Origin of the sequence: Thermoactinomyces daqus, assembly GCF_000763315.1 — a bacterium.
Taxonomy (GTDB): Bacteria; Bacillota; Bacilli; order Thermoactinomycetales; family Thermoactinomycetaceae; genus Thermoactinomyces_A; species Thermoactinomyces_A daqus.
The window spans coordinates 1-24676 of sequence record NZ_JPST01000017.1; the positions used below are offsets into that span (position 1 = coordinate 1).

Sequence of the window (24676 nt, forward strand, 5' to 3'; positions counted from 1 at the left end):
GCGATTTGTCGATGCAAAATTCACGATTGCGAAAAGATTTAAACACAGAACAGCTATTGTTTGTTAACTCTGAGTTGGAGCGAAAAGGGAAAAAGAAATCTACAGCTTATCTGCTCTGGTTTTTCTTGGGCAACTTCGGCGCTCATCGCTTTTATGTTGGAGATGTTATTCAAGGCATTTTGATGCTGCTAACTCTTGGCCTTTTTGGGATTTGGACTGTTATAGATGGCTGTCTGCTCTACTACCGCATCGAAGACATAAACGCACAGATCGAACATGAAGCCATTATGACTATTGGAAACAAATAAGGAGGATTTGGACATGGATCAGAACGTTACAAACCATTCTGATGTATCCGAAGTGAAAAAATGGAACTGGGGTGCCTTTTTTCTCGGGCCGATATGGGCGATCGGCAACAGAGTCTGGATTGGTTTGCTCGCACTTATCCCAATATTCGGCATTATCATGAATATCATATTAGGCGCTAAGGGAAGTGAATGGGCTTGGAAGGCGAAGTCTTGGAAAAGTGTCGATCACTTCAAAAGTGTTCAGAGAAAATGGGCTTGGTGGGGATTAGGTGTTTTTGTCCTCTTCGTCATTTTCGGCCTCGCTTTCGGAGGAGGAGATACGTCTAACAATCAACCAGTAGCCGACAAACCGGCGGTGTCATCACCTGCCCCAGCTAAGAAGCCAGAACAGCCCAAAGTAGCGAAAATTGGTCAGTGGGTCAAAGCCGGGAAGCTGGAATATCGGGTTGATTCCGTTGAGGAGAAATCCGAACTCAAAAACATAATGGGATCGAAGAAGCCAAGCGCCGGTAATTTCGCTATCCTGAAAGTATCAGTAAGGAATAATGACAAAGAGTCAAGGGTCATTGATTCCAGTATGATGGTGCTGAAAGATGCACAAAACCGATCTTTTGAACCGGACACAGACGCGATTTTATATGTAGTGGATGGAAACGACGAAAGCAGCTTTTTAAATGAGGTTCCCCCGACTGGAACAAAACAGATTACTTTGGTTTACGACATTCGCGGCGATGTAAAGAACTACACCTTTCACGCCCAAAGCGGATTCGGTTGGGCTGATACAGGATCAGCAGCCGCTATTTCCTTAGCTAAATAAAAAAGGCCCCGACATCGGGGCCTTTGCTGATGAAAAACGTTATATCATTTTTACGTCATTCTCGGTAAATCGGAGGTCTTTAATTTCATTCAGGTCGATCCCATACTTCGCATAAATTTTGATAGTGTTTTCCCCTGTCAACTGAGCATCATCGAATCCGAGCAAGGAAGCAATCTTAATGACTTCTTCTCGGGAATTAGCTTCAATTTCCAAATAGGGTGGAATCATCGGCCATTCATCGATCTCCAAACGCGCCCCATCCAAAATGAAACTAGTCCGACGATTTTCTTGATATCCTTTCGCTTTATACCCGAGCTTTTCCAGCATTTTGTTTGCCGTTTCAAAACTGTCAACAGAAATTTCTGTTTCTTCGGTTCCATCAATCCCGTCGTGATGGATTTCCTTGATGGTGAGTGTGATTTCTTTTCCTGTATCCCTGAGCCTAATCCATTTGCTTTTGTTTCCAGGCGTAATGTCGTAAACATATCTTCTCATTAATGCTTCCCCGACTTTTTCTCCACCTCGGCTGAGAATTTTGTCTTCCATTTCAGATGGATTGATTTCGAGAATTTTTCCTTCGTATTCAGTTGCCATAATTACACTCCTCCATTTCTGAGCCAAAAATTGATGGTACTCTTTTTCCCGTAAAGCAATAATCTCATCGCGAACACTACTCTTAACAAAGTTTTCAACTGGCATACACAAATCCATCCTCTGAATACACACACCGACCTGATATCCGCCAGATCGATCACGATAAAGTCTGACGCCATAATAACCTTCTTGACAGTCGGTATCATTGTTAAATCGGCAATTGGAGCATGTTGTAGGGAGTCGAACTGGTCGGATTTCTTTGAAATAAAGGATTCGTCCAGACGGTAACCGGTACGCTGTACGGCACCCCGATACCCCGGCGGTCACATATTTCGCAATGGGGACCGCATTTAGATCATTGAGAATTTGGTGAATGGCATCAATGGAAGGTTGTCCATCATCCAGTGAGTTGAGCAGACGAACGGAAAGGGATGGGGAATACTCATCCAAAAGCCTGTAGACGCGTGGGGCGTGACGATAATCGGGAACAACAATATTGGCGCTGACCTTGACTCCACTTCGAATTGCCATTTGAATGGAGTCCTTGAGGGCCGAGATTTTCCGTTCGGCGAGCACGGGGTTTCGATATTTTTCATGCTGGACTTGGGCCAGTTCTTCTGCGGTGGTTCCGAAAATCGAAAAATTGACCCGGTCAAGACCGGCAACGGCACAATCCAACAAGACACGAGCACCATTTTCTCCATTGGATGTCATACACACCTGGTAGCCAACCGATCTGGCCAGTCGAATGATTTCGGGTAGTTCTGGATGTAATGTCGGCTCCCCTCCTGTTAGATGAAGCTCATTCACTTGCAAAGATTTGCGCAGCATCTTCAATACATTCGCAAATTCTTCATTCGGTTCCACGGTTCCAGGTAGAAACCGGACGCCGTTGGTCTTCGCATAGATGGATTTGCGCCCGGATGGTCCTGCGTCGATCCAATCCCCTCGGATTCGCTTCAGATTGTCAGCGACCACTGGGGTTCCTTCGTTGTGGCAAAACACACAGGTCATCCCACAAGAATCGATAATTTTTACCCGTAAGCTACGATTTTTATCTACATACACAGGAAGCTCGGAGATGGGAAACGTGATAGGCAAGACAACTACCTCCCTTTCTATATTGACACCTCAATTTCCTTCTCGATTTTCAATAATCCTAATAACTAGCGAAATAACCGAAGTCGATCCAGGTCAACCTTTGGACCTTTTAATTCTTCCAATTTGACCTGATGAGCATGGAGGAAACAATTTATTTTCTTCTCGTTTTTAATGACTTTTCTTTTTTGGCGGTCAATGTCGATGATGATTAATTTCTTTTCAGTAAAATCAAACCAAAATTTAATCATGTGGATCACCGGTGACTAACTGAAAATATCAATCGAAAAACCCGAAATGAAGTGAATGTTTTCAAACCGAGCTTGGATGGTGTCGAGTAGTGGAATGTGCAATTCCTGACCATCCTTGGTCATCAGTTTTACAATTTTCTGCCTCTTCTCAGGAGAATGAATCAATTGAAGTGTTACCTCGTTTACATCTTCTCTATTTTGAAGATCAATTACCTCAATACTTGGACGTTGTTCTAATTCAAGCAACAATTGAGAAATTTTTTTGTTACTCCCTTCAATTTGAAGCTTAATCAAACTTGGCGACCTCCAATCTCAGGTGAATTTAACTAAATTATAAGATTGTCGATTGAAATTTTTCAATATTTTGCCATTTCATGTTTTTTAGCTAAAATAAGATCTTCTTAACTACCCATTAGAGCGAAATAATAGCGATTTTACCTCTTCCTCTCTCATGACTTCAGGAGAAAAAACTAAAATATTATAGTCAGACGATTTCGCTTATTTGATATATAATTAATTACAACAATACTCGGAGGAAAGAAGTGTTTCGATTGTTTCATGATCTTGATGAAAGTATTGTCCGTTACATTCTAAGGAAAAGAAGGAAGGAAAAGAACTTAAGACAAGAAGATATTTCCGGCCTATCACCTGCAACCATTAGTAATATCGAACGTGGCAGGATAGAAGAAGTAAGTCGGGAAACTATCCTTTATTATCTTGGTATGCTGGATTTAAAAAATATCGATGAGTTAACTACATTGGTAAATATCGAAGCTGAAAAAATCGATAACTTAGCCTCTAGACTTGAATCTATTGAGGCTATGATTGACGATAAAAATCATGATGAAGCGGATAAATTACTTACTCAAATAGATATCGAAAAATTCCACCCTCTAACTCCTTTTGTTCATTTTTTGAAGGGACGTTGTTTTTACGAACGAAAAGAAGTGGATAAGGCTGAAGAGAATTATCATTCAGCCATCCGCCTCTGCAAACAACAAAAACTGGAGCCAAGGGATAATATAGTGGCCATCTGTTACAATGAATTAAGTATTCTGTGTTACAACCAAAATAACATTAATAAAGCGTTAGAATATGCGGATAAAGGGTTAAATGAATTTAACGAAAACAAAGAGAAAAAGGATATTAAATACGCTCTTTACAATAATAAAATCCTATGTTTGCTGAAGCGCTCCGAAACAGATATGGCTTCACAAATATTAAATGAAGTATGGCCAATGATTCCGGAAATTGATAGTATTCGAGTCATCCTAAATCTGTACAAGTTTAAATCGATTATTTTACGCCAGAAAAGAGATTACGATACAGCGACCCAAATTTGCAAAGAAGGAATTGAGATTGCCCGCCGAAACCGAAATCAGAATCGTCACCTTGACCTTTTAAATGTATTGGGAAGCATTTATTTACTTGAAAAAAAATACGAAAAAGCGGAACAGCATTTTATGATTGTATTGGAATCAGATCCTAAACAAAAATACACCCGGCGCCTAGTTGATGCACATACTTACCTCGGACTTCTATATACCAGTCAAAAGCAATTGGAACTGGCAGATTACCATTTGGCAAAAGCGATTGAACTGGGACGAAATATCCATGATATATATAGACTCACAAAAGCGTTGATTGTCTATGGCAATTATTTTCTTAGTCAAAGGAAATATGAAAAAGCAGCTTCCTTTTATGAAGAAGCTGCCGAACTGACTGAAAAATATAGTTATAAGCACAGGCAACATACAGCTTTATTGAATTTAATACACTGTTTAGATATTATGAAAAAAGAAGAGGCAACCATTAAGTATCTGAAAAAACACTACGCACTTCAACGCGATCTAAAAATCCAAAGCGAGGAGGACGAAATTTATGAGCTTGAATAACAACAGCTTCTTTTACTTTGGAGATGATGATGACACAGATCGTTGTTAATCTTTCTATTTATCAGTAAGCAACCATTTAAATTATATCCAATTGGAAGAAACCTGTAAACCGGCTTCTTTGTTGGGTTTACAGGTTTTATTTTGATTTATGAGTACCCTGATTTTTGGGTATGTAAAACCTCCTCATAAGGGAGGTTTTTTCTTTTTGAACAGATAAATATAACATGAATAATTTTATTTTCGAGAGGAAGATGTATTTGTGAGAGCATTAGTAGCGGCCCTGATCGGGGCTCTCCTTCTGGTTGGCTGTTCAAGTGATGCTGCGCCAAAACAGCGGGCACCGGTGAAAAAGGAAACCAAACAAGCGGAACAAACCGCATCGCCGCAGGCCGAATCCGCTGATGCTGTCAGACAATACAAAGGTGATCTTCAAACTCAGATGATGGACCTCAAAACTAATTTGGATACTACAGTCGTGAATGAAACAAACGATCTGATGATGGCCGCTAAAATGTATTATGCGCTTGATTCGGGTCTTACGAATATTGAGACTATGGACGTGCCTGACCCATTGAAAGAAAAGCACCAAAACCTCGTCACCAATCTACAGACGGCTAAATATTTGTTGTCGGAAGCACAATCTGATTTTACTAACAGCGATTCAGAGAGCGGCAACGCAAAGGTAGAGCAAGCAATGGAGTCTATTACACGGGCGGAATCTGTATTATCTGAGATATTGAAATCCCCCTCGCAGTGAGGGGGATTTTTCATTGCCCTGGCAAGTGGAGATAGTGGAATGGATTCGCTAAGAATTTATTGAACTGATCAGCTACTGAGTGATACCCGATGGCATAGGCACCGTTCCTTGGGGACCACGCGGAATAACAACGACAGGCATTAATAACACGCTGTTTAATGGTGTCGTCAGTCGGCGTATCCTTCCAACCGCCACCGGGAATTGGTTGACCTTTGCTTTCATAGTCGTTCCGGGTGGCCATCGAAATGACAAAGCGAACGTAATTGGTGATCAACCCGGCACTGTACAAGTCCATCAGAGCTTGTCCGCAAGCTGCATGATCGGGATGAATATCATGGTAGCTGAGGGTATAGTGGTCCGCATCGGGGAACATCGCTATATATTTTTCGATTACGGAACGAGCTTCGGCATAAGTCAAATTTTCCCCGCCATCGCTGTTCGGATCATCGAGATATTCGATATATTGATTCTCCTCTGGCACTCCGAGCTGGCGAAGGGCGTTATAAAATTCCTCTTGTCTTGCTGCCGCGAATTGGTCAACGGTTAGCGGTGCATAACCTTCAAAAGAAGGGTTATGAGGAAGAACCCAGTAGGAACCTGTTTTTGTTCCGTTGATTACGTCTAGCGCTCCCGACTGCCGGCCGTGTGTCATGAGGACGACATGAGTCGGTCTGCCGGCTGCGACATGCTCGGCTATGGTGATTCCCATGTTGAGTGTCTCGTCATCTGCATGGGGTGAATAAAAAACAACTGGTCTTGCCATATTGATTCCTCCTAAAAAAATCCCCCGGCCTTAAGACCGAGGGTAAATTTTGATTTCTTTGGCTTCGCTGTCTACAGCTCTTTTGACTGATTCCGCAATTTTGTCAGAATAAACGGTATCGATCACCACCTTTCCATCCGCTTCTACGCGATACGTCGGTCGGAAAAGAGAATGCCACGTTTCCTGTCCGACGATCCCATCAACTTTCAATCCATATTGTTTCTGGTACGCCTCCACTGCCGCCTTCGTTTTCGGGCCATAATATCCATCGGCCTCGATTTCCAGACGTTGCTGAACCTGTTTCACCAATTCCCCTTTAGAACCAAGCGATATAGGGAGTTCATTGTCGTTCCGGTATGTGATTTTTGGCATGCTTTCACCTCCTCCCGATTTGATTTGATTGATGAAGGTGTTCCAATAAGTCAAAATGTGTCGCGGGCAATTCTTTCCGCTCCAGTGCTGGTGCGGCACCACTCGGTCGATCGGAATCCCGTGCTTGTCCATAAGATAATGAATGAGCCAGATCGCATTCGCTTTCGCTTTTTCAAAATCCCCATCGCTGTTCACGCAAATCTCAATCGCCAAGGATTCCATATTTCCGGCACCCCGTCCATCGCCGGCATGCCAAGCGACCTCGTTATCAGGGATGCTTTGCCAAATCTCATGGTCATCCACCGTATAATGCCAAGACGCGGTCCGATCGTTCCCGTTGTACTGCAATTTGGCATGAGCGGCAGCATCAGCCCCGGGCGCTGTATTGTCGGTTTCATGAACGGTGATATACTTTGGCGTCATTTTAATGCCCGGGCGAGTCTTGGTATTGCTCGTTGGAATCAACAATTGCTTGATCTCCATGTTGATACTCCTTTCTATGAAGTAAAAGAGGGCAAAAGCCCTCTTAATCATTGTTGAGGTTGCTGAGGTTGTGCCTGCTGTTCAGGTTGTTTTTTCAGAGCCAAAAGGCCCTCCTTCACGTTCTTCACACCCGAATGCACCCCGATAGCAGATAAGCCGAGCGATAACCCGGTAACTAACCCCTGTTGCAGATTAGCCGGGTCAACTAAAAAGACTCCAGTAAGTACCCCGAGTACCACGGCCACCAACGGCGCGTATTTTTGCGGGAATCCTACTTCTTTGAGCAAAGCACAAACAGCCACAATTGCCCCGACAGCAGATACACCAAAGATTTGAATGTCAAACATAGATATCATCCTCCGATTCCTTTTTGTACAAAATAAAAAAGCGCTCCAATCGCGCCTGCAATCACTTCTGATATGATGATCCCCCATAGCCAAAGTTGACGGGTTTCCACTTCTTTCGCTTTTTCATATGCGTCATTTGCCCTTTGTTGAGCATCCTCCGCCAGATTTATTGCCTGTCTGCTTCGCTCGTCGGCATTATTTGCCGATTGGATTCGGGTTTCCAGTACATCCAGGCGGGCCTCGATTCTTTGCAAGGATCGTGTCACCTCTTGGATCAGCTCGTACATCTCCTTTGGGGTGATCACGACCGCTACGTTTTCCTTTTCCAATCGGTTTCACTCCTCCACTACCTTGTAATTGTTTTTTTGATCAATCGTGAAATACTCATCGGGAATTGGTTGATACATTTCAGGCGCATAGCTTGGATCAACTACAACAAAATGCGGTTCCCCACCATAAGAAAAGGAACAGCCTGAAGATTCACCCGTAAATTCGACCGTGCATTCTGACTCATACCACTTGATGTCTGTGCAGTTCTGGAAAACATCGATCACATTGTTATTTTCGGGTGGCAAATAGTTGATGATATTCATTGGTGTAGTAGCCATGTATCAACACTCCCTTACTGGTAAGTGATTTTTAAAATGGCTGAATCATCGAAAATAGCATAGTAAGCATCATCCCCGGAAGCGGTGTAGAGGGCTATGCCTTTTGCAGTCCCATTTTGAAATGCAGCGAAGAATGAACTGGGCAAGTCGATCCACAGGGCATCACCTCGATTAAAGGTGGCATACACATATTCACTGGACACAGAGGGTTGCCCGCTTGGTCTGCCGGTATAGTTATGGTAGCGAATAGTCACTTTAGTGGAACCATATCCACCCGTGTCCTTCCTTTTGCAGTAAAACTGCATTCTTTTAATGGTCTTCCCTGTCACTGTTGAGGATGGGCCATTGTTAAAGAACCAGCAACCGATGTTATTTCCATAGGTCGACCATTGCCCCTGCTTAACCTCTCCGGTATTCCGCCACAGATTGTATTTCATCGACCAGGTATTCCCTTCTGTTGAGTTCCAGGAAGAGGTGTAAGTGGTTGTCGGGTTTGAAGGAGTAGTCCCATTGTTACCACTGGTAACCCCTACTACCTGGCCGCCATACTGTGAGTTTTGAGGAGAGGAGGCATTTGGTACCGTTCCTCTGACACCTACAAACCCCGCATATTCCGCAAATACCCCATAAGAAGAATTTCCGCCTGTACAGTCATGCACCATCGCTCTTCCACCATAACTGGCCCTAATATTTTCCCTGTTCGCTCCATACATTTGGCACTGATAGAAATAGCAAAAGCTGTTGTCGTATACTGCAACTGTGGCAGACGTGGCCAGACTGGGATTTCCGGTATTTCTCACCCCTACAAAAGTGCAGTTGCTAAAGTAGACATAATTGCTGGTGTATACCTGTGCAACTGCTGTAGTTTCACCGTCTTTTCGATTGATTATGGCATTATAAACATTCACTCTAACACTGCAAGACTGAACTTTAAATGTTCCGGTCATAACGTTGTTATTAAACTGGAAGTTGAAACTACCACTTCCCTGATACCCAATGATGAAGACATCATTGAGAATGTTGATAGTTATGTCACCATCAAAGGCTCTGTCTGTAATACTCAATACTTTATCGACCGATGCAAAGGCGGTAGCAGATGTTAACCCATCATTTTCATCTGAGCCAGTCTGAGGGTTAACATAATAGGTGATGTTATCATTTGTCCCAAGCGTAACCACATTTGGAGCAATAACTTTTCCTGCAATCACGGTCCCCAAAGCAATTTGATTGCTATCTGCAATGATTTGAGCCTCACCATTTGCATATTGGACAAATGAATTTAGCTGGTCTAAGACTAAGTCCTGACCATAAGCCCCTTTGATCCCCGGCCCGCCGATATAGATGTTGTAGAAAATGTCCCATCCATCAGTGAGACTCCCTGTCACTTTGAAGCTTCCAGATTCAATGGGGTAATTGACAGGAGAAGCTGTATAGAAAACCTCTTTGTCAAACTCCCCATATAACCTGTAGTTTCCGACATCCTTTCTCAGCAGGTAGTCAACAGATACCTTATTCTCACCTTCTGTTGGAAAAGAAACAGGGATTGTTTTTAGATCATTTCCGTTGGCATCCTGAACCTTGATGGTTCCTGTGGTGTTGTCATTGAAGGTAAACACTGAAACATCGCCTAAATGGATATTTTCAGTGACTTCAATGTCTATATATCCCGGATCTGATGAGTAGTATCCATTCTCTTCAGGTTTAGGTGCATTCGCTACTACATGTAAACCAGTTCCCGCTGCAACTTTTGCGGTGGTAAGGGTTTCGTTTATTTGCTTTTTGATTTCATTGATCCGATCTGTTCCTGTAATTTGGATCGGCTGGTAATCCCCCAACGTCACCTGATTTTTACTGGGGTCCGTGAGTGACGTTTTGGTTTCGACGATCTGAGCCTCTAGCACCAATTCTGGCTGAAAGGTAGCGTCCTTAACGATGATGTAGTCATACAGCTGAACATCGTCCTCGGGTAAAAGCGCAACATCTACTTCATACGTAAGAGCCGGTTTGGTTCGCTTTTTCAGCTCTTCGAGGGTATTGTTGAAAAGTTCCACCGGGTTGGTGGCCTTGTCATCCTTAAAAACACCAAAAATATGTTTTCCGTCTTCAGACCACTGTTGAAGCGCATCTTGGTCGCCTACCCATTTGGCCCCGCTGGGCTTTTCATAGGGATAGGAAAGGGTCGGATTGTACGTTTCAAAGGTCAAAAGATTTCCGTTTGAGTCTTTGGTTCCAATTCCATATAAGGCGGTCACTAACGGGCTATTGCCTTCTGTTCGCTTGACACCCTTGAGGTTCAGACCATAGACAAACGGTTTGTTGAGAGTACGTCCACGACTTAGTCGGGCATGAACAAGGCGGTTCACGACTTGGAGACCGGAGAATTGAACCACAAACTCAATCTGCGCCCCGAATTGATCCATAACTTGATGTAGTGCATCCAAAGAGGTGACCACATCATCAAATTGCAGGTTCTGTGTGGTGGAAAGCTCAACATCTTGTGGTCGTCTTCGGTGTTGATGATCCGAAACAAATTGAATTGACCATTTTTCAACGGGTAAACGATTTTGTTTCCGACCACCAGATTTTGTGCCTGGGGATGATCGGCTGGTACGGAAAACTCAAATGTCAGATAGGCGTATTCGATGCGTTCCGTCCGTAGATCATCGAAGAATGGGCAAGAGTTAGGAAGTGATGGATTCAAAACCCCGATCGCCTTCTCGAATCGATCCAATACATATAGATTTGGAATTTTGTTCATCACAACCACCTCTCCCGAAACTTCACGTAAGAATTTGTGATGATGTCACTTGGAAAAACAGAAAGAGTATTGTCCCCTTTTCCCAAGCTAATGAAGGAACTGCCCGGGTCCATTTGATAGTAAAAAGCCTCTTGGTTCCCGTTACTGGTTTTTGTGATTGTTCCGGCGGCGCAATCAATATCCAGCATGTCGCCTGGTTCAAACACATAGGGAACTTCAGTAGAAAGCAACGTTTTTTCGTTCCACACTTGAATTTGTTCGATATAGTTGGTGGAAACAGCACTCCGGGTTCCGTATGTCCCAAAGTGGATCTGAATGCCTGCCAGCTTTTGATTATATTGATTGTCCTTGTCGATATAAGAATAGGAAAACGTGTCATACAGATTCCCATTGGAGTCACGGCGGGAGCAACTGAACTCCCATCTTTGGCCAATCCGAGTAATACGAATCGGGCCATTGAACTGCTTCCAGTGACCAACAGGGCCGGTGTAGTTCACGAAAGTATGACCAGTTGAGAGATTCCCCGCCCGAGCCTCCATGTAGGGATTTTCGATACCTGCATCGCTGTCCCGGATGGCTATTTTCCCAATGACCGCGTTATTGACGTCCAGTAGATAGACTTCAAGCCGGCCAACCTGATAACCGTATCCGGACTTGAAACCGGCTTCCACTTGGACGGTGAAGTCCTGAATCTGCTGACCAAGGGATTTCACTCCTGCCGGTCCGTGCCATTGCGTTCCACTTCCATAATCACTTGCTTTGATCGAGCTCCCGTCAGAGACCAGCGAACCGGCCACCACTCCCCCATCAACCCCGATCCCTGCTGTATAACCAGCTACACTGGAACAAGGATCATCCAAAACCTTTGTTCTTTTCGTTGTTGGAGTCTGTGTGTCGACGTTCGTCGGCTGGCCGAAATAAAGGTATTCACCGTTACCTGATATCAGGAATTCTGTGGTGCTTCCAGTGAACTCAAAATGAAGCTGAGGATAGGTTTCAAGCCCGCCGTTGTTGGTGACGGTAAGCGGGCTGCCGGCAACAAAATTAAAGTTTTTTTCGGTTGTGCTGTAAGCGAACGGGTCCGGGCAAATGAAGGTGACCGTTCCACGTCCGGTGTTCAACAGTTGGTCGAGATCCGTCTCGCCTGAAACTTTGGCCATGTAGTACTTGTCTGGCTCACTTGGTAGGATCAGCGGCATCGGTTTATCATAAAATAGCCAATCCACCAGAGCCCGTTTGGCGGCAGGCAGATCGGCTTTCGTAGCGGCCGAGATGACCAAGGTGATCTCGATTGTGCGCTCAGCTATGTTCTGACCAAAATAAAAACTCCCTGGTCGACCCGCAATCGCATTTGTCACCAAGGAGATGGGTGGATGAAGAGGGTTTTTGAATTGAATCACCCCTTTCGCACGATTGACTAATGTATCCTGTTTGTTAATTGCTGACGATATAAATGGGGCCAATTCTTCACCCAACCTTTGCATATCTGACCGATTCTGGAGAAAGACTGGTCGGGTAAACTGGACGATTACTGAAACCGGCGCAGATACTCTCGAACTCACTGATTGAACGGTCGCCCTACCAGCGCTTCCAGATCCGGTGACTGCTACAGGAAGTGCTGCCTGGGAAAGAAGGTTGCTGACTTGGCGGATTTGGGAAAGTCGAGACTTCATCCCTTCCTCGAATCCGATTGCTGTGTATCGTCCAAGTTCCATCGTCCGCCGGGATGGGGAGTTGATGTCCATTTCTTTTCTGATCGCATCCCAAGCTGAACGAGCAATTGACGCTGCTGCTCGGATAACCCCCCATTGACCACCAAGGATGCCAGAGGCAAACCCAGAAGCCACAGCAAGACCGAGTGAGTAGGTTCCGCTCACATGAAGATTACTTTTTGCTGTACCAGCTACGGATGAAGCCGCATTTGCGGCTTTACCTTTGTTGGATGAAATCCCGCTTGTAAATTCGCTACCTGCTTTCTTGCCGCCACCACCATCGGTTGCAGATCCGAGAGTTTTCTCAGTCGTAGACTTGAGTGAAGAAGCGGCTTTTTGCACATTCGGTTTGCTCGCATTTAACCCTGATGCATGAGAATCTCCAGCACTTTTCCCCTCTGGGTACAGATTGGTCTTTGTGTCTTTTTTCAGTAGAGCTTGAACCCCCTGGGCAAATTGTTGGATGTTGATTTTACCCGATTGAAGCCCGGACAGAAGGGTTTGAACGGTGAATTGGCCTTCGGCCCCGAGATTCACTTTAACCTTGCTTTTGATATTGAGCCCCAGTACTGCGGCCGCTTCTTGCAGATCAATTGCTCCTGACTGCATTCCTAACTTGAGGGTTTCGATGTTATGCTTACCCTCGGCTGAAAGGTCGAATTTCATCTTATCGTTGAGCTGATTCCGAAAATAGGTGTATACAGCATCAAAGGTATATGTCCCATCAGAAAGTCCTTTCGCGAACGTCTGGGCGCTGACTTTCCCCAACGGGCCAAGATCAATTTTCATCTTCGATTTGAGATCCAGTCCTAGCTGGTTGGCGATTTCCTCCGGTTTTTTCGCTCGAAGTCCATTTGTGAAAGTCTCAATCGCCTTAATTCCCTCTTGCGTGAAGTTACCAGAACCATATACTGCCCGGAGTTGACTCATATGTGCAATAGCCACATCCCGGGCTGTATATTTTCCGGTTTGCAGCCCCTTGATAAAGGAGTTGATGGTCACCATACCTTCGGGACCCAGATCGATCCTAAAGCCATCCCGAGTTTGGACTGCCAGCGCTTCCGTTGCTATTCGTGCTTGTTTACCGCCCTTTTTAATCATATCGGCAAGTTGGTTCACGGATGCCGTGCCCATGTTACCGTACAATTTGATGAGTTCTTGTTGCCGTTTCTTAACCTCTTTTGTTGAGTTAGCTGCATCTTGAATAATGCTGTCAGTGTATTCGCGGAATCGTTCTTTACCTTCTTTCATCAGTTCTTCATCGCTTTTCATTAGACCCGCTTTGGCAGTGACATACCCTTCATATCGATCCAGCATTTCTCCTGTTTTGTAATCGTACAAATACGCCTCATCAGACAAGTCATTTCTTAACTCTTTTATTGCTTTTGCCCGGGCTTGTTTGGCGACTGTGATTTTTTCCTGTTCCCCTTGATTTACAATCTGGATGATTTGGTCGTATTGATCTTTCGTTATATTTCCATTTGCAAATTGCTCTTCCCAAACTTTCCGTTGCTCATTGGCCCATTTGTGAGCGGATTGAATAGCTTGGTCATAGGCTCCTTGAATTTCCTTGAGCCACTCTTTTGCCCCTTGGGCAGTGATTTTCCCTTGGTCGGCGTTGATGCTTTCCATATAGCTGTTTAAGTCATCGATTTTCTTCACAAAGGTTCGGGAAGTCTGATCCAAGTCCTTCAGGGCCTGTTGATATGCTGCCGCAAATTGTTTGGGCATCTTTGATACATCGCCACCGTATTGTATCAGCCCTTGCCGGATGATTTTATTGGCATCCTGAACCCTTCGGATCTGGGCATCGATGGCTTTGATGGCAGTGTCGGTGACGTTTTGGACAGCTGGCTGGAGAGCTTTGGGCACTTGGTCTAAGAGGCCAGCAGCAGCTTTTTGTACATTGACTTTGTCCTGGTTCAAGGCCGCTGTAATCTTATCTCCCATTTGAGCGAAGATGTTGACTGTTTCGTCCACGATCCGTTTCGCTTCGGCCCCGGAAGATATTCTCAATTGGGCCAAGTTGACCATTGCCTTGTCACGGAGATCCATATACCCTTTTGCAGCCTGGATTGTCCCCTGTGATACTCCATATCCGAAGCGGATGGCGTTTTCCTCTGTCGTTTTCATATCTTCGGATACCTTACGATTGATCGCAATGAGTCCCGCGAGAACAGTTCCTATACCAACGATGGCCGCTGTAAACGGATTAGCGATGGCCACAATGCCGGCAACAGCGGCCCCCAAAGCAAGAACACCGGCAGTTGCAGCAGTAAATATCCCTATCGCTTCCTTTGTACTTGGACTGAGCTGGGAAAACCAATCTACCACTTCGTTTAAGTCATTGGCGACAGCTTTCAGGACAGGCAGAAAAGCAGATCCAATTTGAATTTGGAACGTCTCCCAGCTTCCACGGAGTTGTTCAATCGTTCCTTTCAGGTTGTCCATCCGCTTGGCCGCTACTTCTGCCGCTGTTGTTTTGCTCATCGCGTCAGACATTGCCCGGACACCGGTTGCTCCTTCTTTGAAAGCGATATTAGCTGCCCGGATCGCATCGGTTCCGAACATGGTTTGCAGTGCTTGGATTCGCTGTTGTTGGGTCAAACCGCTTAAATGTTGTTGCAATATGCCTGCAATGTCAGCAAAAGATTTTAGCTTTCCGCTGGCATCGAAAAACTGATTTTTGCCGTCTTTGGTTATGATTCCAAGCTTTTTCATCTCTGTGATAGCTGGTTTTGTTGATGGGGTGAGATTCAAAAGCATTGTCTTCAGCGATGTTCCGGCATCACTTCCACGAAGCCCATTCTGGGCAAATACCGCCAATGCTGTTGCCGTGTCTTTAAATGTCAATCCTACGCCTGATGCTACTGCTGCAACCTGCGAAAGTCCAAAATTAAGTTCTTTTACATCGGTTGCTGAAGCGTTTGCGGCTCCAGCCAGAATGTTGGCCGCCTGGGCAACGGAGAGATGATCCGCTCTGAAGGCGTTCAGGGCAGTTGACGCAATCTGAGCAGCTTCCGCAAGGTCCAATTCGCCGGCGGCTGCCAGGTCAAGAGCACCCTTGAGACCCCCATTGAGAATATCAGCGGTGGAAACGCCGGCTTTTGCTAATTCCTCAATCCCTTGCTCTGCCTCCGTTGCGGAGAATTTGGTTGACGCCCCCATCTGAATGGCCAGTTGGCGAAATTGCTCCATCTCTTGAGCTGAAGCGCCCGTCACAGCTTGAATACTGGATAGTTGCGCCTCAAAATCGGCAGCTTTCGTTACCGCGCTTCCGAAAGCAACTGCCAAACCGGTCGACATTACCCCTAAAGCAGCACCCGTTTCGATCGCTTGATCCCGGATGTGGAACATGCTTTTGTTATAGTTGCCAAAAAAGGATGATTGCTTGTTCAATTGCTGATTTGTTTGTCTGAGCGAACCTTCGAGTCTGGCCAATGCTGCTTGGGCTTTGTTCATTTGGATGGCCAGTTGCTGGGCTTGTTTGGATTCAGCCCCCAATTTTTCACTCGTCTGTTGATGAGCTTGAGCCAATAGTGATACCTTTTGTTTTTGAAGATCGATTTGTTTTCCAAGTATTTGCGCTTGATTTTTCAATAAATCCTGCGATTGCCCAAATGCCTTCACCTTTGCGCTGCTGGCGTCAAATTCGCTTTTTAACAACCTCAATTGGCGATCAACCTGGGCCACGCCTTGAGCAAACCCCTTGCTATCAAGCGTTACCTCACCTTTTATCCTCCCGAGTATCTCCTCTGCCATCCTCTCACCTCCCTTGCTCTAAAAAATCCCTAATTGATCGATGTAAACGACCTGCTTCTCAGGCTTTTTCTTCTTGAGTTCACATGCTTGAAGCCGCATGTAATATACAATGTCCATTTGATCAATTTCATGGAGTTTCCATCCGGCTTGTATGAGGTTCAAGTACATTTCCTCTATGATTTCCGCCGGTTTGATTTCTTTTTTTCGGTATCATCGTCCAATCCCTCAAATGGTTCCATCGTTTGGCTGATGATCCCGTGCACGATCGACCAGGATTGGTCAACGATCTGTCGAGCATCGGTTCCATGTTCATATTCCTCAGCCGAGAATTGCCCGCCAAACACTTCGGAAATGAAATGATACAACTCATCCAACAGAGCCTGTTGTTCTTCGGCCGTCACTTTCCCGCCGTTTTCTTGGTCGAGAAGCTTTTGCAGATATTTATTTCGTTTCTCATCTAAATCAATTGCCTTGCGGAACATATAACCTGAAATAAAGTCCTGCGAAAAAGTTTTGGTTTCATCATTGACCCGAAGCTTTATTTTCAGCATCTTATCCCTCCATTAAAGAAAGAAGGAAGCCGGTTAATTCCGGCTCCCCATCATGTTCCAGGCTGGGTGTCTGGCTCAATCACTTGTTGGAACCAAATGTCTTTGAGTTGGAAAGTTGAATCAGAGGTATCGCCAGCGATGCTCCAGTTTCCATCGTAATTTCGTACCACAAAATTCCCTTTGATTGTCGGGTGTTGGAATTCCACTTTGTCTGCTTTCGTATTGTGGTTCATTTCAACTGGTTGAAACTTTCCTTTGTACAACCAAACATACATTTCCGATCCATCAGATTTAGGTGAACGGTATCCTAGAGCTACATAGGGGGCGATATCGTCCACATTTTTCACCAACATGCCGTTGGCATAGGTATGACCAAGCAAAGTCGCTTGTTTGTCGAGAGGAAGAGAGGTGATTTCAAACTCTACCTCAATTGCACCGAGAGACGTGGCCGTTTCGACAGGGCCATCGTCACCGTAGTCTGTGGCCGTTTCTACGTTTGGCGTGATCTTTGCTGTTACTGCCGGGGCTAATTTCTCCGGTGTGTTGTACGTAGCGCCAGTTGAATCGTCTTTGGTCAACACAGCGAAATATAAATCTTTCAGCCCGATAAATGCAGATGTGCTTACTCCTGTTGGCATTGTCTATTCCTCCTTAAATATCGAATTTCCCACTGTATCTCATGGGTTTGTGAAAGACTCTTGTATCCTCCTCAAATAGATCAGTAGTGAACGTGCGATAAAACCCGGCATTCCCCATCGATTGATCAACTTCCAGGGCGATCGGTGAAATTTGGGCCGGATCTTTTGTCCAGATGGAGATTTGAAATGAAATTGTGCTGGAAATCGGGTCATCATCGGCATAGTCTTCATCCGTGTTATTTAGCTCATAGTAGGTGATTCGAGGGAATTCCTCAGCGTCCGGAGCCACCATGAAGTAGATCCGGGGCCCGCCAAGCAATGAAATAAGCGCCTGATTCGATTCAAGCGCTGATACCACGAGTGGTTTAAGGTTAATCATAGGCTGATCCCTTTCCTCAACTTTTCGGCCATTGCTTCTGTTACTTGCGGGGCCGATTCATCAATACTTGGCCCTACAAAGGGATGAGGAGACATCTTCGACGTGCCGAACTCGAGGAACTGAGCGTAAAAGGATTCTTTGCCGGGGCCGACCTCGATCGCTTTTACCCCGTCTTTTTGTTTCACACGGCTCATCTGGATATTTTCTTTCAAGTGTTTCCTCATTTTGTCGGATGGTCCGGGCGCATTCCGACTCATGGTTTCCTGAAGTTCCTTTGCGCCTGCCCGGAGCGCTTCATTTTCGACTCGAGCCGCCCGGGCACCAAGCTGTCGGAGTTTGAGAATAATATCATCCATACCGACAAACTCCATCTCAGTCACCTGCAGTCACTTCCTTCGCAAAAATATCCGTTTCCTGATGACGGCCATTCAGATCGACTGATTGTACAATATCGAATTGCCGCCCGGCATAAAGGATTCGCATGCCTGGGGTCACATCCGGACGATACCGGACCCGGAAGCGGACAAAACTTTCCGCATTGATAGCGGCTGCCTGGAGAAACTCGCGCCATCGAGAGGTCATTGGTTCAAAAGCCGCCCATACGGTTGCGACATCACTCCAAGTCTCCCGGACGTTTCCCTCAGCGTCCCGGGCCGTAGTTTTCTGCTGGATAGTAATCCGATGTCGAAGGTCACTGATTCTCATTTTTCGCTGTTCCCTTACTGTTTGTTTTCGCTTTTGACTTCAGCGAGGCTATTTCTTCGCCAATAAATCCTCCTTTGCGCAGCTCTTCTGCCCTGGCCGCATCGGTTGTCTCATAAATACTGCCTTCTCGGTAGAAGACCTGAGTGAATCGATCAATGAAAGGCGTTTTTACCGCGTATTTAGGCATTTTTTCACCTCACTACGTTGTTTCAGTAGGATCACTGTAATCCTTCAATTGCAAGATGATGCTCTGAAGGGCAAAGTTGAAACCATCAATCTTTTGGCTCGGATCTCGGTTTTCGTAATGCATTGCAACGTACATCATGATTGCCAGCTTGTAAAGGTTACTGTCCGATTCCGGAACCCCTGCATTAGTCAAGTATTCCTGAGCGCTATCAACAAGAAGAGTGAGGATGGTGTCATCCTCACTCACATCAATCCGAAGATAATTTTTAAGCTCATCCAAAGTCAGGGCAAGCATTTGTCATGCCCCCTTAAGATGATGCAATAATCCCGAGACTGCGAAGAACTGCGAGAATTTGATTTTGCTTGGTTGCAATTTCTGTTGTAGTGGCTGTTTCCGGGTCGGGATGGTCGGCAATAGCATCAGCTTGCTTGCCGTCAGCAGTGATTTTTCCTCCTGGCGTCAGGTCAATTTGGTTTAGATACACTGTCTACACCTCTTTCATTAAGCTTGCTGTGCAACTTTAGCAATGCGAAATGCGGATTTCAGTTTGATTTGATGATCAAACCAAGCCGTGACAACAAATTGCTCAATACCGGTGGTGATATCCTTTTGGTTCTCATACAGCGTGTTCAAGTCATAGTTGAAATGAGAGAAAGAGAAATCGCCGACAACCGGATAGACCGCACTATCACAGAACACCACAGGTTTCCCCAGGATTTGCTCTGGCTGTGCCATGTACAGGGTTGCATTACCGTTTGCCAGCGTTTCGATCATGTCAGAGTAATCCTGATACCGCATGACAATCGTGGCGTTCTCGCGGTAATCCTCATAGAGGTCTGCCAATGCCGACTTGATTGCCTTATACAAGTTCTCCTCAGTGGTCTCGGTGATGCCGGCTGCGTAGAAGGACATATGTTCTTCACCAGTATTCGGAGTGGTTGCAAAGGCCACTTTCTTTTCTTTAGCCGCAACGCCGGATTGCAAGGCCATTTCAACGTAAGAGACCAGATTCTCGTCAGAGCCGTTCAACACCGTCTCAGAGATTCCCGCCAAAACCTTGAATTTATGCTTTTGCTTTGATGAGGCGTTGCTTTGGATCTTCGATGGATTGCACATTGTTTTTCGCCTCGAATCGGGCTCTTTGTTCTTCTTCCAGGACATCATGCTGTTGTTTTATAATGTCAAAACGCATTTTCAGGTCTTCTTTCGACTTCTGGAGAGCCTGAATCTCTTCCATTGTCGTCTTTGGGTCGATAGCCTTCTCAGCCAGTTCGCTTTCGACTTTTTGCAATTGCTGACCAATCGTCACCAAATCTTGTTTCATTTCATACAAAGTTTTCATCTGATCAATCCTCCTAAAATTGAGTCAATATAGACTGAATTTGCTTTTGCTTCTTCGGAAATTCGCTTGCGAATCTCTATTTCTTGGGCTGAAATAGCCATTTTTTCAGGTGTTTCGCCTTGGTTTTTTAGCTGTTTGGGCACGTTTTTGTATCGATTGAGCCACTCATCACTAATTGATGCGGCTGCTTGGCTTTCTTCCAACACAACGTCACACAAACCGTATGCATAAGCCTCGTCAGCCGAAAGCCAGGTTTCTGCGTCAAGCATCTCCTGCAGCTTCTCGTCTGTTAGCTTACTGCCAGCTTTTTGCAAATACGTTTGCTTGATGGATTGCCCGATTCGATCCAAATCATCCGCGATTTTACGCAGTTCAGCGGCATTTCCAACGGCAAAACTCCACGGATTATGGATCATCAGCATCGAATTTTTGGGCATAGAGACTGTATCGCCAACCATTGCAATGACAGATGCGATCGAGGCGGCCAGAGCGTCCACATAAACGTTTATTTTGGCCTTGTGGCGCTTGAGCATGTTGTAGATTGCGACGCCTTCAAAGACGTTTCCCCCGGGGCTGTTGATATACAGGTTGATCATGGAGACATCGCCTGCGGCATCGAGGTCGTTTTTGAAACTCATGGCGGTTGTGTCTTCCTCGTACCATTGAGAGCTGACGATATCACCGTAAATAAAAATGTCCGCCGTTTTTGCGTCTTCGGCAGACAGTTTGATTTCCCAGAATTTAGTTGTTTGCTGCGTTTTCACCCGATTTCACCCCCTTTCTCAGGCTCGGGTCCATATCAATCGGGTATAAATCGCCGCTGAGATAGAGTTTTTCTCCTCCCGGCTCCGGCGGCAAATCTTCCAACTGGCGCACTTCATTCGGCTTTAACCAGCCTGTTCGGATTCCTTTCATATAGTAATCTGATTGTGTAGCTGTATCACCTCGCAGTAGAGCATTTACATTAAATTTGAAGTAATAACCGGCTTGCCTTTCAGTCGGTGCAAGCAATTTTCGGTTAAATTCCTGTTCATATTGCCTGACAATGGGCATCAAAGTCAGTTGTACAAACTCTCGCATGAGTTGTTCCATGCTGGAGTAGCTTTGCCCCTCGCTGTCATTGAGCATATGGGCCGGGACATTGAACACGTTGGCCACCCTCGACCTCGTGATCCTCTCAGATGTGAAAATATCGGCAGCAATGAATTTGCGTTCGATAGGATCAATCTCCACGCCCGGTTCTTGGAACAAAATTCCCCCATTATCTTGGTAAAATCGCTTGAAATCGTCAATTACCCGTTGCCTTTTCTCCATATCCACGTTCGCTGCATATTTCAAGATGAAGGAGTTTGGCGCGCTCTGCATCTCCTTCAAACTGAATTCGCGGACCGCTCGGTCAAAATCATTGGTATTGGCCAATACCTTAATCGGACTGATCCCCTTCACTGCGCTGCTCCCGATAATGTGTTTGAAATGAAGAACGTCCATATTGTAGAAATAGTACGTGCCATTGTTGCCAATAACCTGATACCACAAATCACCGGTATCCGTGTCGAAAACAGGGTCTACATAATCCGGATTAAGCGGAGTCAGTCTTGCTACTTGCCCGCGAATATCCCGCTCAATGAGTGCGTATGAATTGCCCTTTTCATTTCGTATCGTCTCCAAGTTCCGGATAAACTCAAAAGAGGTCATGTTCGCGTTTGGTCCGTTTATGAGTACGTCCGCTGCCTGATTAGATGCCAGATCATAATTTCGATAGAGCTTGAGCGGAAGAGACGCCAAACTATTTGACAACCGCGTGATCACGCTGAAAATCGTTTCGTTTGTCGCAAGAGTTGAATTGTCTATCCCCCAAAACGTTCGTCCCATCCAGTTTGTGAAGTCGAAATTTTCACCTTTCCAGCCAGTGATGGCGCCATTAATAGCCGCTTTAAGTCTGGTAAGCCATCGCAAATAATCACCACCTTTCATCGTTTGAGTAGATCGTTCATGGATATAACGCTAATGTTTCCAGCGCCTTGAGGTGCAACCATCCTTTTCATTACTTCTGTATGAGCGTTCAACCATGCGGCAAACCCATCAATTTTTCGGTATCGGCTCTGTTTCGTAGGGAGCCAGTTACCGTTTCGGTCTTCCACCAGCTTGACGTTGTTGAGATACCAGCGAAACAGTTTATTTCTGTTGAAAATCACCTTTCCATCAAGTAAAAGTTCCTTCACATCCTTGAGTGCTGGGCTGAGAGTGATGGCCCCTTGCCGGACTACTTGAGTCTGGAACCCATAGCCTTTCATCTCTTCGACCAATCGGAAGGCATTGGCTGGGTCGTAAGTAATCAATTCGATTGCGTACCGCTTGGATTGATCGACGAACCAATCGAAAACATACTTGTAATCGACGTAATCGCCCGGGCAGATCGTGAGTAGCCCTTCCTCTTGCCACTCACAGAATGGTAGTTTTTCGTTATCCAGCTCTACCTTCCGTCGCGGCACAAAAGAATGAGATAGGACCGCTACCCGTCCGTCAGCCAGCCAGAATTCCAAGCAGACGGCGGTAAAGTCTTCGGTCTGGGATAAGTCAAAGCCGCCGATGCAGCTCATTCCGGTCAAATCATCCGGGGCGATCGTGCTGTCGTTTCGCTTGATCACCTCGTAATCAATGAAAGATTGCTCATCTGACTGAACGAACAGATTGAGCCGCTTGGTGATAAAGTCATTACGTTCTGCTGGGATGTGTTTTCGGGTGTTCCACTCCTCGATCATGGTTTCGAGATCGATCGACACGCCCAGATTTGGGTTGGCTTTTACCCAGTTTTCAGGATTAGCGATGTCGTCATCCTCGTCCAGTTCCGCGATGAAGTAGAACGATCGCTCATCCTGAATCACGCCTTCCAACACGTCCGCCGCTTTTTCGTAGTAGTCCATCAACGGTCCATCCAGTTGATAACCGGCGGTTGTGATATAAAGAATTAGCGGCTGCTGGCGCGCGCCGGTACTGTTTTTGATGACGTTGATTAGCTTGTAATCCTTATACTCGTGTATCTCATCGAAGATCCCGAGATGACAGTTCAATCCGTCCAGTTTTTCGCTGTCGGATGCCTGCGGCTCGATCTTGGAAAACGTCTTGTCAAAATGAATCGCATCCCGCAACACCCGGAAGTGTTTGGACAAGAGCGGCGATGACTTCACCATCTTCTGGCACTCATCGAATACCACGCGGGCCTGTTTCATGGAGTTGGCCAGCAAATAGACATCGGCGCCCTTTTCGCCGTCTTTGGAGCATCCGTAGTTGGCCAAACCGGAAACCATCGTCGATTTCCCGTTTTTTCGGGCAACAAAAATAAGCCCCTCTTTAAATCGACGGAGCCCAGTGTCTTTGTGAACCCAGCCATAAAGCGAACCAATAACGAAGTGTTGCCAGGGCTGGAGAATCAAACGCTTGTAATTCCCTTTCGATGGCTTGCAAAAGCGCTGGATGAACTCGATTGGCCGTAATGCCTTTTCCTTATCAAATACAAACGGGAAATCGTCGGTTCCCTGACGCTCAAGATCGCGCAAATGACGCTCGCAAGCCAAACGTACCTTTTTTGAAACGACTATGCGGCCAGCAACTGCGTCCTTGGCGTATGCAGTGGTGAATAACTCAGAAGTTTTCAAAGTCATCACCCGCATTTTCCGTCAACTGCTCTTGCAGTCGTTTCCGGCTAGCAGGCGTTAAAGCTAACTCGGCCAACAGCTTGCGGATCTGCTCGATGATTTTTGGGATTTCGATGGCCAATGGATTTTTGACAAGGTTTGTCTGACCGCCCTTGTTTGTGTACTCCATTACGCTTCCCAGTTCTTTGATCTTCTCTGTGTACTCCGCATAAAGCTGGAAAAGATAAGCGACCGTTTCAACTATAATGGGGTCGGTTGATTCGGCCCGACCCTCTGCTTCTAACGTTTCCCATATTCTTACCCATGTTTTTTTCCCAATCGTGTTTAAGCGTTTTGGTTTTGATCTGCTACTCATGCGATCACCCCCTTTTTTGTTTTTTCCGGGTTCATGGAAAACGTTCCGCGCTGAAAACGAAGGGGCCGCGCCGGTCTACGAGCTCCCGAAACCCAGAATTTTGGGTAGGGGGGCTATGCCCTCTCCTCGTTGGCCACCGATCGAATCACACGCGCTTTCCGCTTCCTCTGCTTCTTTGGATTCCTCTGTCCCTTCTCCGGATGCAATTGGTTGTGGCATGTCGCGCAAATGCTGATGAGGTTCGATTCATCTAGTGCTCGACTCGGGTTGTCGGTCAGGTGCTCGATGTGGTGCACCGTATTAGCAGGCGTGAGCAGTCCCTTCTTTAAGCACACCTG

General features: G+C 45.8%; 26 protein-coding genes and 2 pseudogenes. 4 read left to right on the top strand and 24 right to left on the bottom strand.

All coding sequences use genetic code 11. From position 1 onward, the window contains the following. Together JG50_RS0108750 and JG50_RS20025 are read left to right on the top strand one after the other, a co-directional pair. Positions 1-308 (top strand): TM2 domain-containing protein (locus JG50_RS0108750; RefSeq protein WP_052154135.1); only part of this gene is annotated, 308 nt, incomplete at its 5' end. Positions 309-321: 13 nt separating this feature from the next. Then, entirely contained in the window at positions 322-1125 is an 804-nt protein-coding gene (locus JG50_RS20025) for a DUF4352 domain-containing protein (RefSeq protein WP_160173832.1), read from the top strand. Positions 1126-1164: 39 nt separating this feature from the next. On the opposite strand, the gene JG50_RS20440 is transcribed toward JG50_RS20025, so the two are convergent. Next, the gene (locus JG50_RS20440; RefSeq protein WP_200880748.1) at positions 1165-2820 is read right to left on the bottom strand and encodes a radical SAM protein; all 1656 of its coding nucleotides are present in this window, start codon (positions 2818-2820) and stop codon (positions 1165-1167) included. A 263-nt stretch (positions 2821-3083) separates the two neighbouring features. Continuing rightward, entirely contained in the window at positions 3084-3362 is a 279-nt protein-coding gene (locus JG50_RS0108770; protein ID WP_033100754.1) for a hypothetical protein, read from the bottom strand. Between the two features lie 248 nt (positions 3363-3610). On the opposite strand from JG50_RS0108770, the gene JG50_RS0108775 reads away from it, so the two are divergent. Then, positions 3611-4963 carry a helix-turn-helix domain-containing protein gene (locus tag JG50_RS0108775; protein WP_033100755.1) on the top strand — a complete coding sequence of 451 codons (1353 nt, stop codon included), beginning with the start codon at positions 3611-3613 and terminating at the stop codon, positions 4961-4963. Between the two features lie 259 nt (positions 4964-5222). Next, positions 5223-5720 carry a hypothetical protein gene (locus JG50_RS0108780; RefSeq protein WP_033100756.1) on the top strand — a complete coding sequence of 166 codons (498 nt, stop codon included), beginning with the start codon at positions 5223-5225 and terminating at the stop codon, positions 5718-5720. A 10-nt stretch (positions 5721-5730) separates the two neighbouring features. Here the strand turns inward: JG50_RS0108780 and JG50_RS0108785 are convergent, their stop codons facing one another. The 22 genes and pseudogenes from JG50_RS0108785 to JG50_RS19300 form a co-directional block, all read right to left on the bottom strand. Continuing rightward, the gene (locus JG50_RS0108785) at positions 5731-6483 is read right to left on the bottom strand and encodes a PIG-L deacetylase family protein (protein ID WP_033100757.1); all 753 of its coding nucleotides are present in this window, start codon (positions 6481-6483) and stop codon (positions 5731-5733) included. 177 nt (positions 6484-6660) lie between these two features. Then, positions 6661-7338, bottom strand: a pseudogene (locus JG50_RS0108790) (peptidoglycan recognition protein family protein); the annotation flags it as partial. Positions 7339-7385: 47 nt separating this feature from the next. Beyond that, on the bottom strand, positions 7386-7685 hold the full coding sequence (locus JG50_RS0108795) for a hypothetical protein (RefSeq protein ID WP_052154137.1): 300 nt from the start codon (positions 7683-7685) through the stop codon (positions 7386-7388). A gap of 5 nt (positions 7686-7690) precedes the next feature. After that, complete coding sequence (locus tag JG50_RS0108800; RefSeq protein WP_033100758.1) at positions 7691-8014, bottom strand: hypothetical protein; 324 nt, start codon at positions 8012-8014, stop codon at positions 7691-7693. Between the two features lie 6 nt (positions 8015-8020). Next, positions 8021-8293: a hypothetical protein gene (locus JG50_RS0108805; protein WP_033100759.1), complete on the bottom strand. Its 273-nt coding sequence runs from the start codon at positions 8291-8293 to the stop codon at positions 8021-8023. A gap of 14 nt (positions 8294-8307) precedes the next feature. Further along, a complete protein-coding gene (locus JG50_RS0108810) occupies positions 8308-10746 on the bottom strand; it encodes a phage tail spike protein (protein WP_407701819.1) in 2439 nt (812 codons plus the stop codon). After that, a complete protein-coding gene (locus JG50_RS20445; RefSeq protein WP_200880749.1) occupies positions 10653-11051 on the bottom strand; it encodes a hypothetical protein in 399 nt (132 codons plus the stop codon). The genes JG50_RS0108810 and JG50_RS20445 overlap by 94 nt, the downstream gene beginning before the upstream one ends. Further along, positions 11051-16525, bottom strand: a complete 5475-nt coding sequence (locus JG50_RS0108820) for a phage tail tape measure protein (protein WP_033100762.1) — start codon at positions 16523-16525, stop codon at positions 11051-11053. The genes JG50_RS20445 and JG50_RS0108820 overlap by 1 nt, the downstream gene beginning before the upstream one ends. Before the next feature lie 173 nt (positions 16526-16698). Further along, entirely contained in the window at positions 16699-17076 is a 378-nt protein-coding gene (gene gpG / locus JG50_RS0108825) for a phage tail assembly chaperone G (RefSeq protein WP_033100763.1), read from the bottom strand. 50 nt (positions 17077-17126) lie between these two features. Further along, positions 17127-17714, bottom strand: a complete 588-nt coding sequence (locus JG50_RS0108830) for a major tail protein (RefSeq protein WP_033100764.1) — start codon at positions 17712-17714, stop codon at positions 17127-17129. Between the two features lie 13 nt (positions 17715-17727). Next, positions 17728-18093 carry a tail completion protein gp17 gene (gp17, locus tag JG50_RS0108835; RefSeq protein WP_033100765.1) on the bottom strand — a complete coding sequence of 122 codons (366 nt, stop codon included), beginning with the start codon at positions 18091-18093 and terminating at the stop codon, positions 17728-17730. Then, entirely contained in the window at positions 18090-18464 is a 375-nt protein-coding gene (locus tag JG50_RS0108840) for an HK97-gp10 family putative phage morphogenesis protein (RefSeq protein WP_033100766.1), read from the bottom strand. Before JG50_RS0108840 ends, gp17 begins: the two co-directional genes overlap by 4 nt. A 1-nt stretch (position 18465) precedes the next feature. Continuing rightward, positions 18466-18798: a phage head closure protein gene (locus tag JG50_RS0108845; protein ID WP_033100767.1), complete on the bottom strand. Its 333-nt coding sequence runs from the start codon at positions 18796-18798 to the stop codon at positions 18466-18468. Further along, positions 18785-18985: a hypothetical protein gene (locus tag JG50_RS0108850; protein ID WP_033100768.1), complete on the bottom strand. Its 201-nt coding sequence runs from the start codon at positions 18983-18985 to the stop codon at positions 18785-18787. Before JG50_RS0108850 ends, JG50_RS0108845 begins: the two co-directional genes overlap by 14 nt. A 12-nt stretch (positions 18986-18997) precedes the next feature. Then, positions 18998-19279, bottom strand: coding sequence for a head-tail connector protein (locus JG50_RS0108855; RefSeq protein ID WP_033100769.1), 282 nt, complete (start codon positions 19277-19279; stop codon positions 18998-19000). Between the two features lie 13 nt (positions 19280-19292). After that, the gene (locus tag JG50_RS20450; RefSeq protein WP_181735459.1) at positions 19293-19469 is read right to left on the bottom strand and encodes a hypothetical protein; all 177 of its coding nucleotides are present in this window, start codon (positions 19467-19469) and stop codon (positions 19293-19295) included. 17 nt (positions 19470-19486) lie between these two features. Further along, positions 19487-20327: pseudogene (locus JG50_RS18180) on the bottom strand (phage major capsid protein). Next, positions 20324-21091 (bottom strand): head maturation protease, ClpP-related, encoded by a 768-nt coding sequence (locus JG50_RS0108865; protein ID WP_033100770.1) that lies wholly within the window; start codon positions 21089-21091, stop codon positions 20324-20326. Before JG50_RS0108865 ends, JG50_RS18180 begins: the two are co-directional and overlap by 4 nt. Beyond that, positions 21069-22283, bottom strand: a complete 1215-nt coding sequence (locus JG50_RS0108870) for a phage portal protein (RefSeq protein ID WP_033100771.1) — start codon at positions 22281-22283, stop codon at positions 21069-21071. Before JG50_RS0108870 ends, JG50_RS0108865 begins: the two co-directional genes overlap by 23 nt. Before the next feature lie 14 nt (positions 22284-22297). Next, positions 22298-23998 carry a terminase large subunit gene (locus JG50_RS0108875; protein ID WP_374057998.1) on the bottom strand — a complete coding sequence of 567 codons (1701 nt, stop codon included), beginning with the start codon at positions 23996-23998 and terminating at the stop codon, positions 22298-22300. Continuing rightward, on the bottom strand, positions 23970-24338 hold the full coding sequence (locus tag JG50_RS0108880; protein ID WP_033100773.1) for a phage terminase small subunit P27 family: 369 nt from the start codon (positions 24336-24338) through the stop codon (positions 23970-23972). Before JG50_RS0108880 ends, JG50_RS0108875 begins: the two co-directional genes overlap by 29 nt. A gap of 113 nt (positions 24339-24451) precedes the next feature. Further along, positions 24452-24676: HNH endonuclease signature motif containing protein (locus tag JG50_RS19300; protein WP_033100779.1), on the bottom strand; the 225-nt coding region annotated here is incomplete at its 5' end.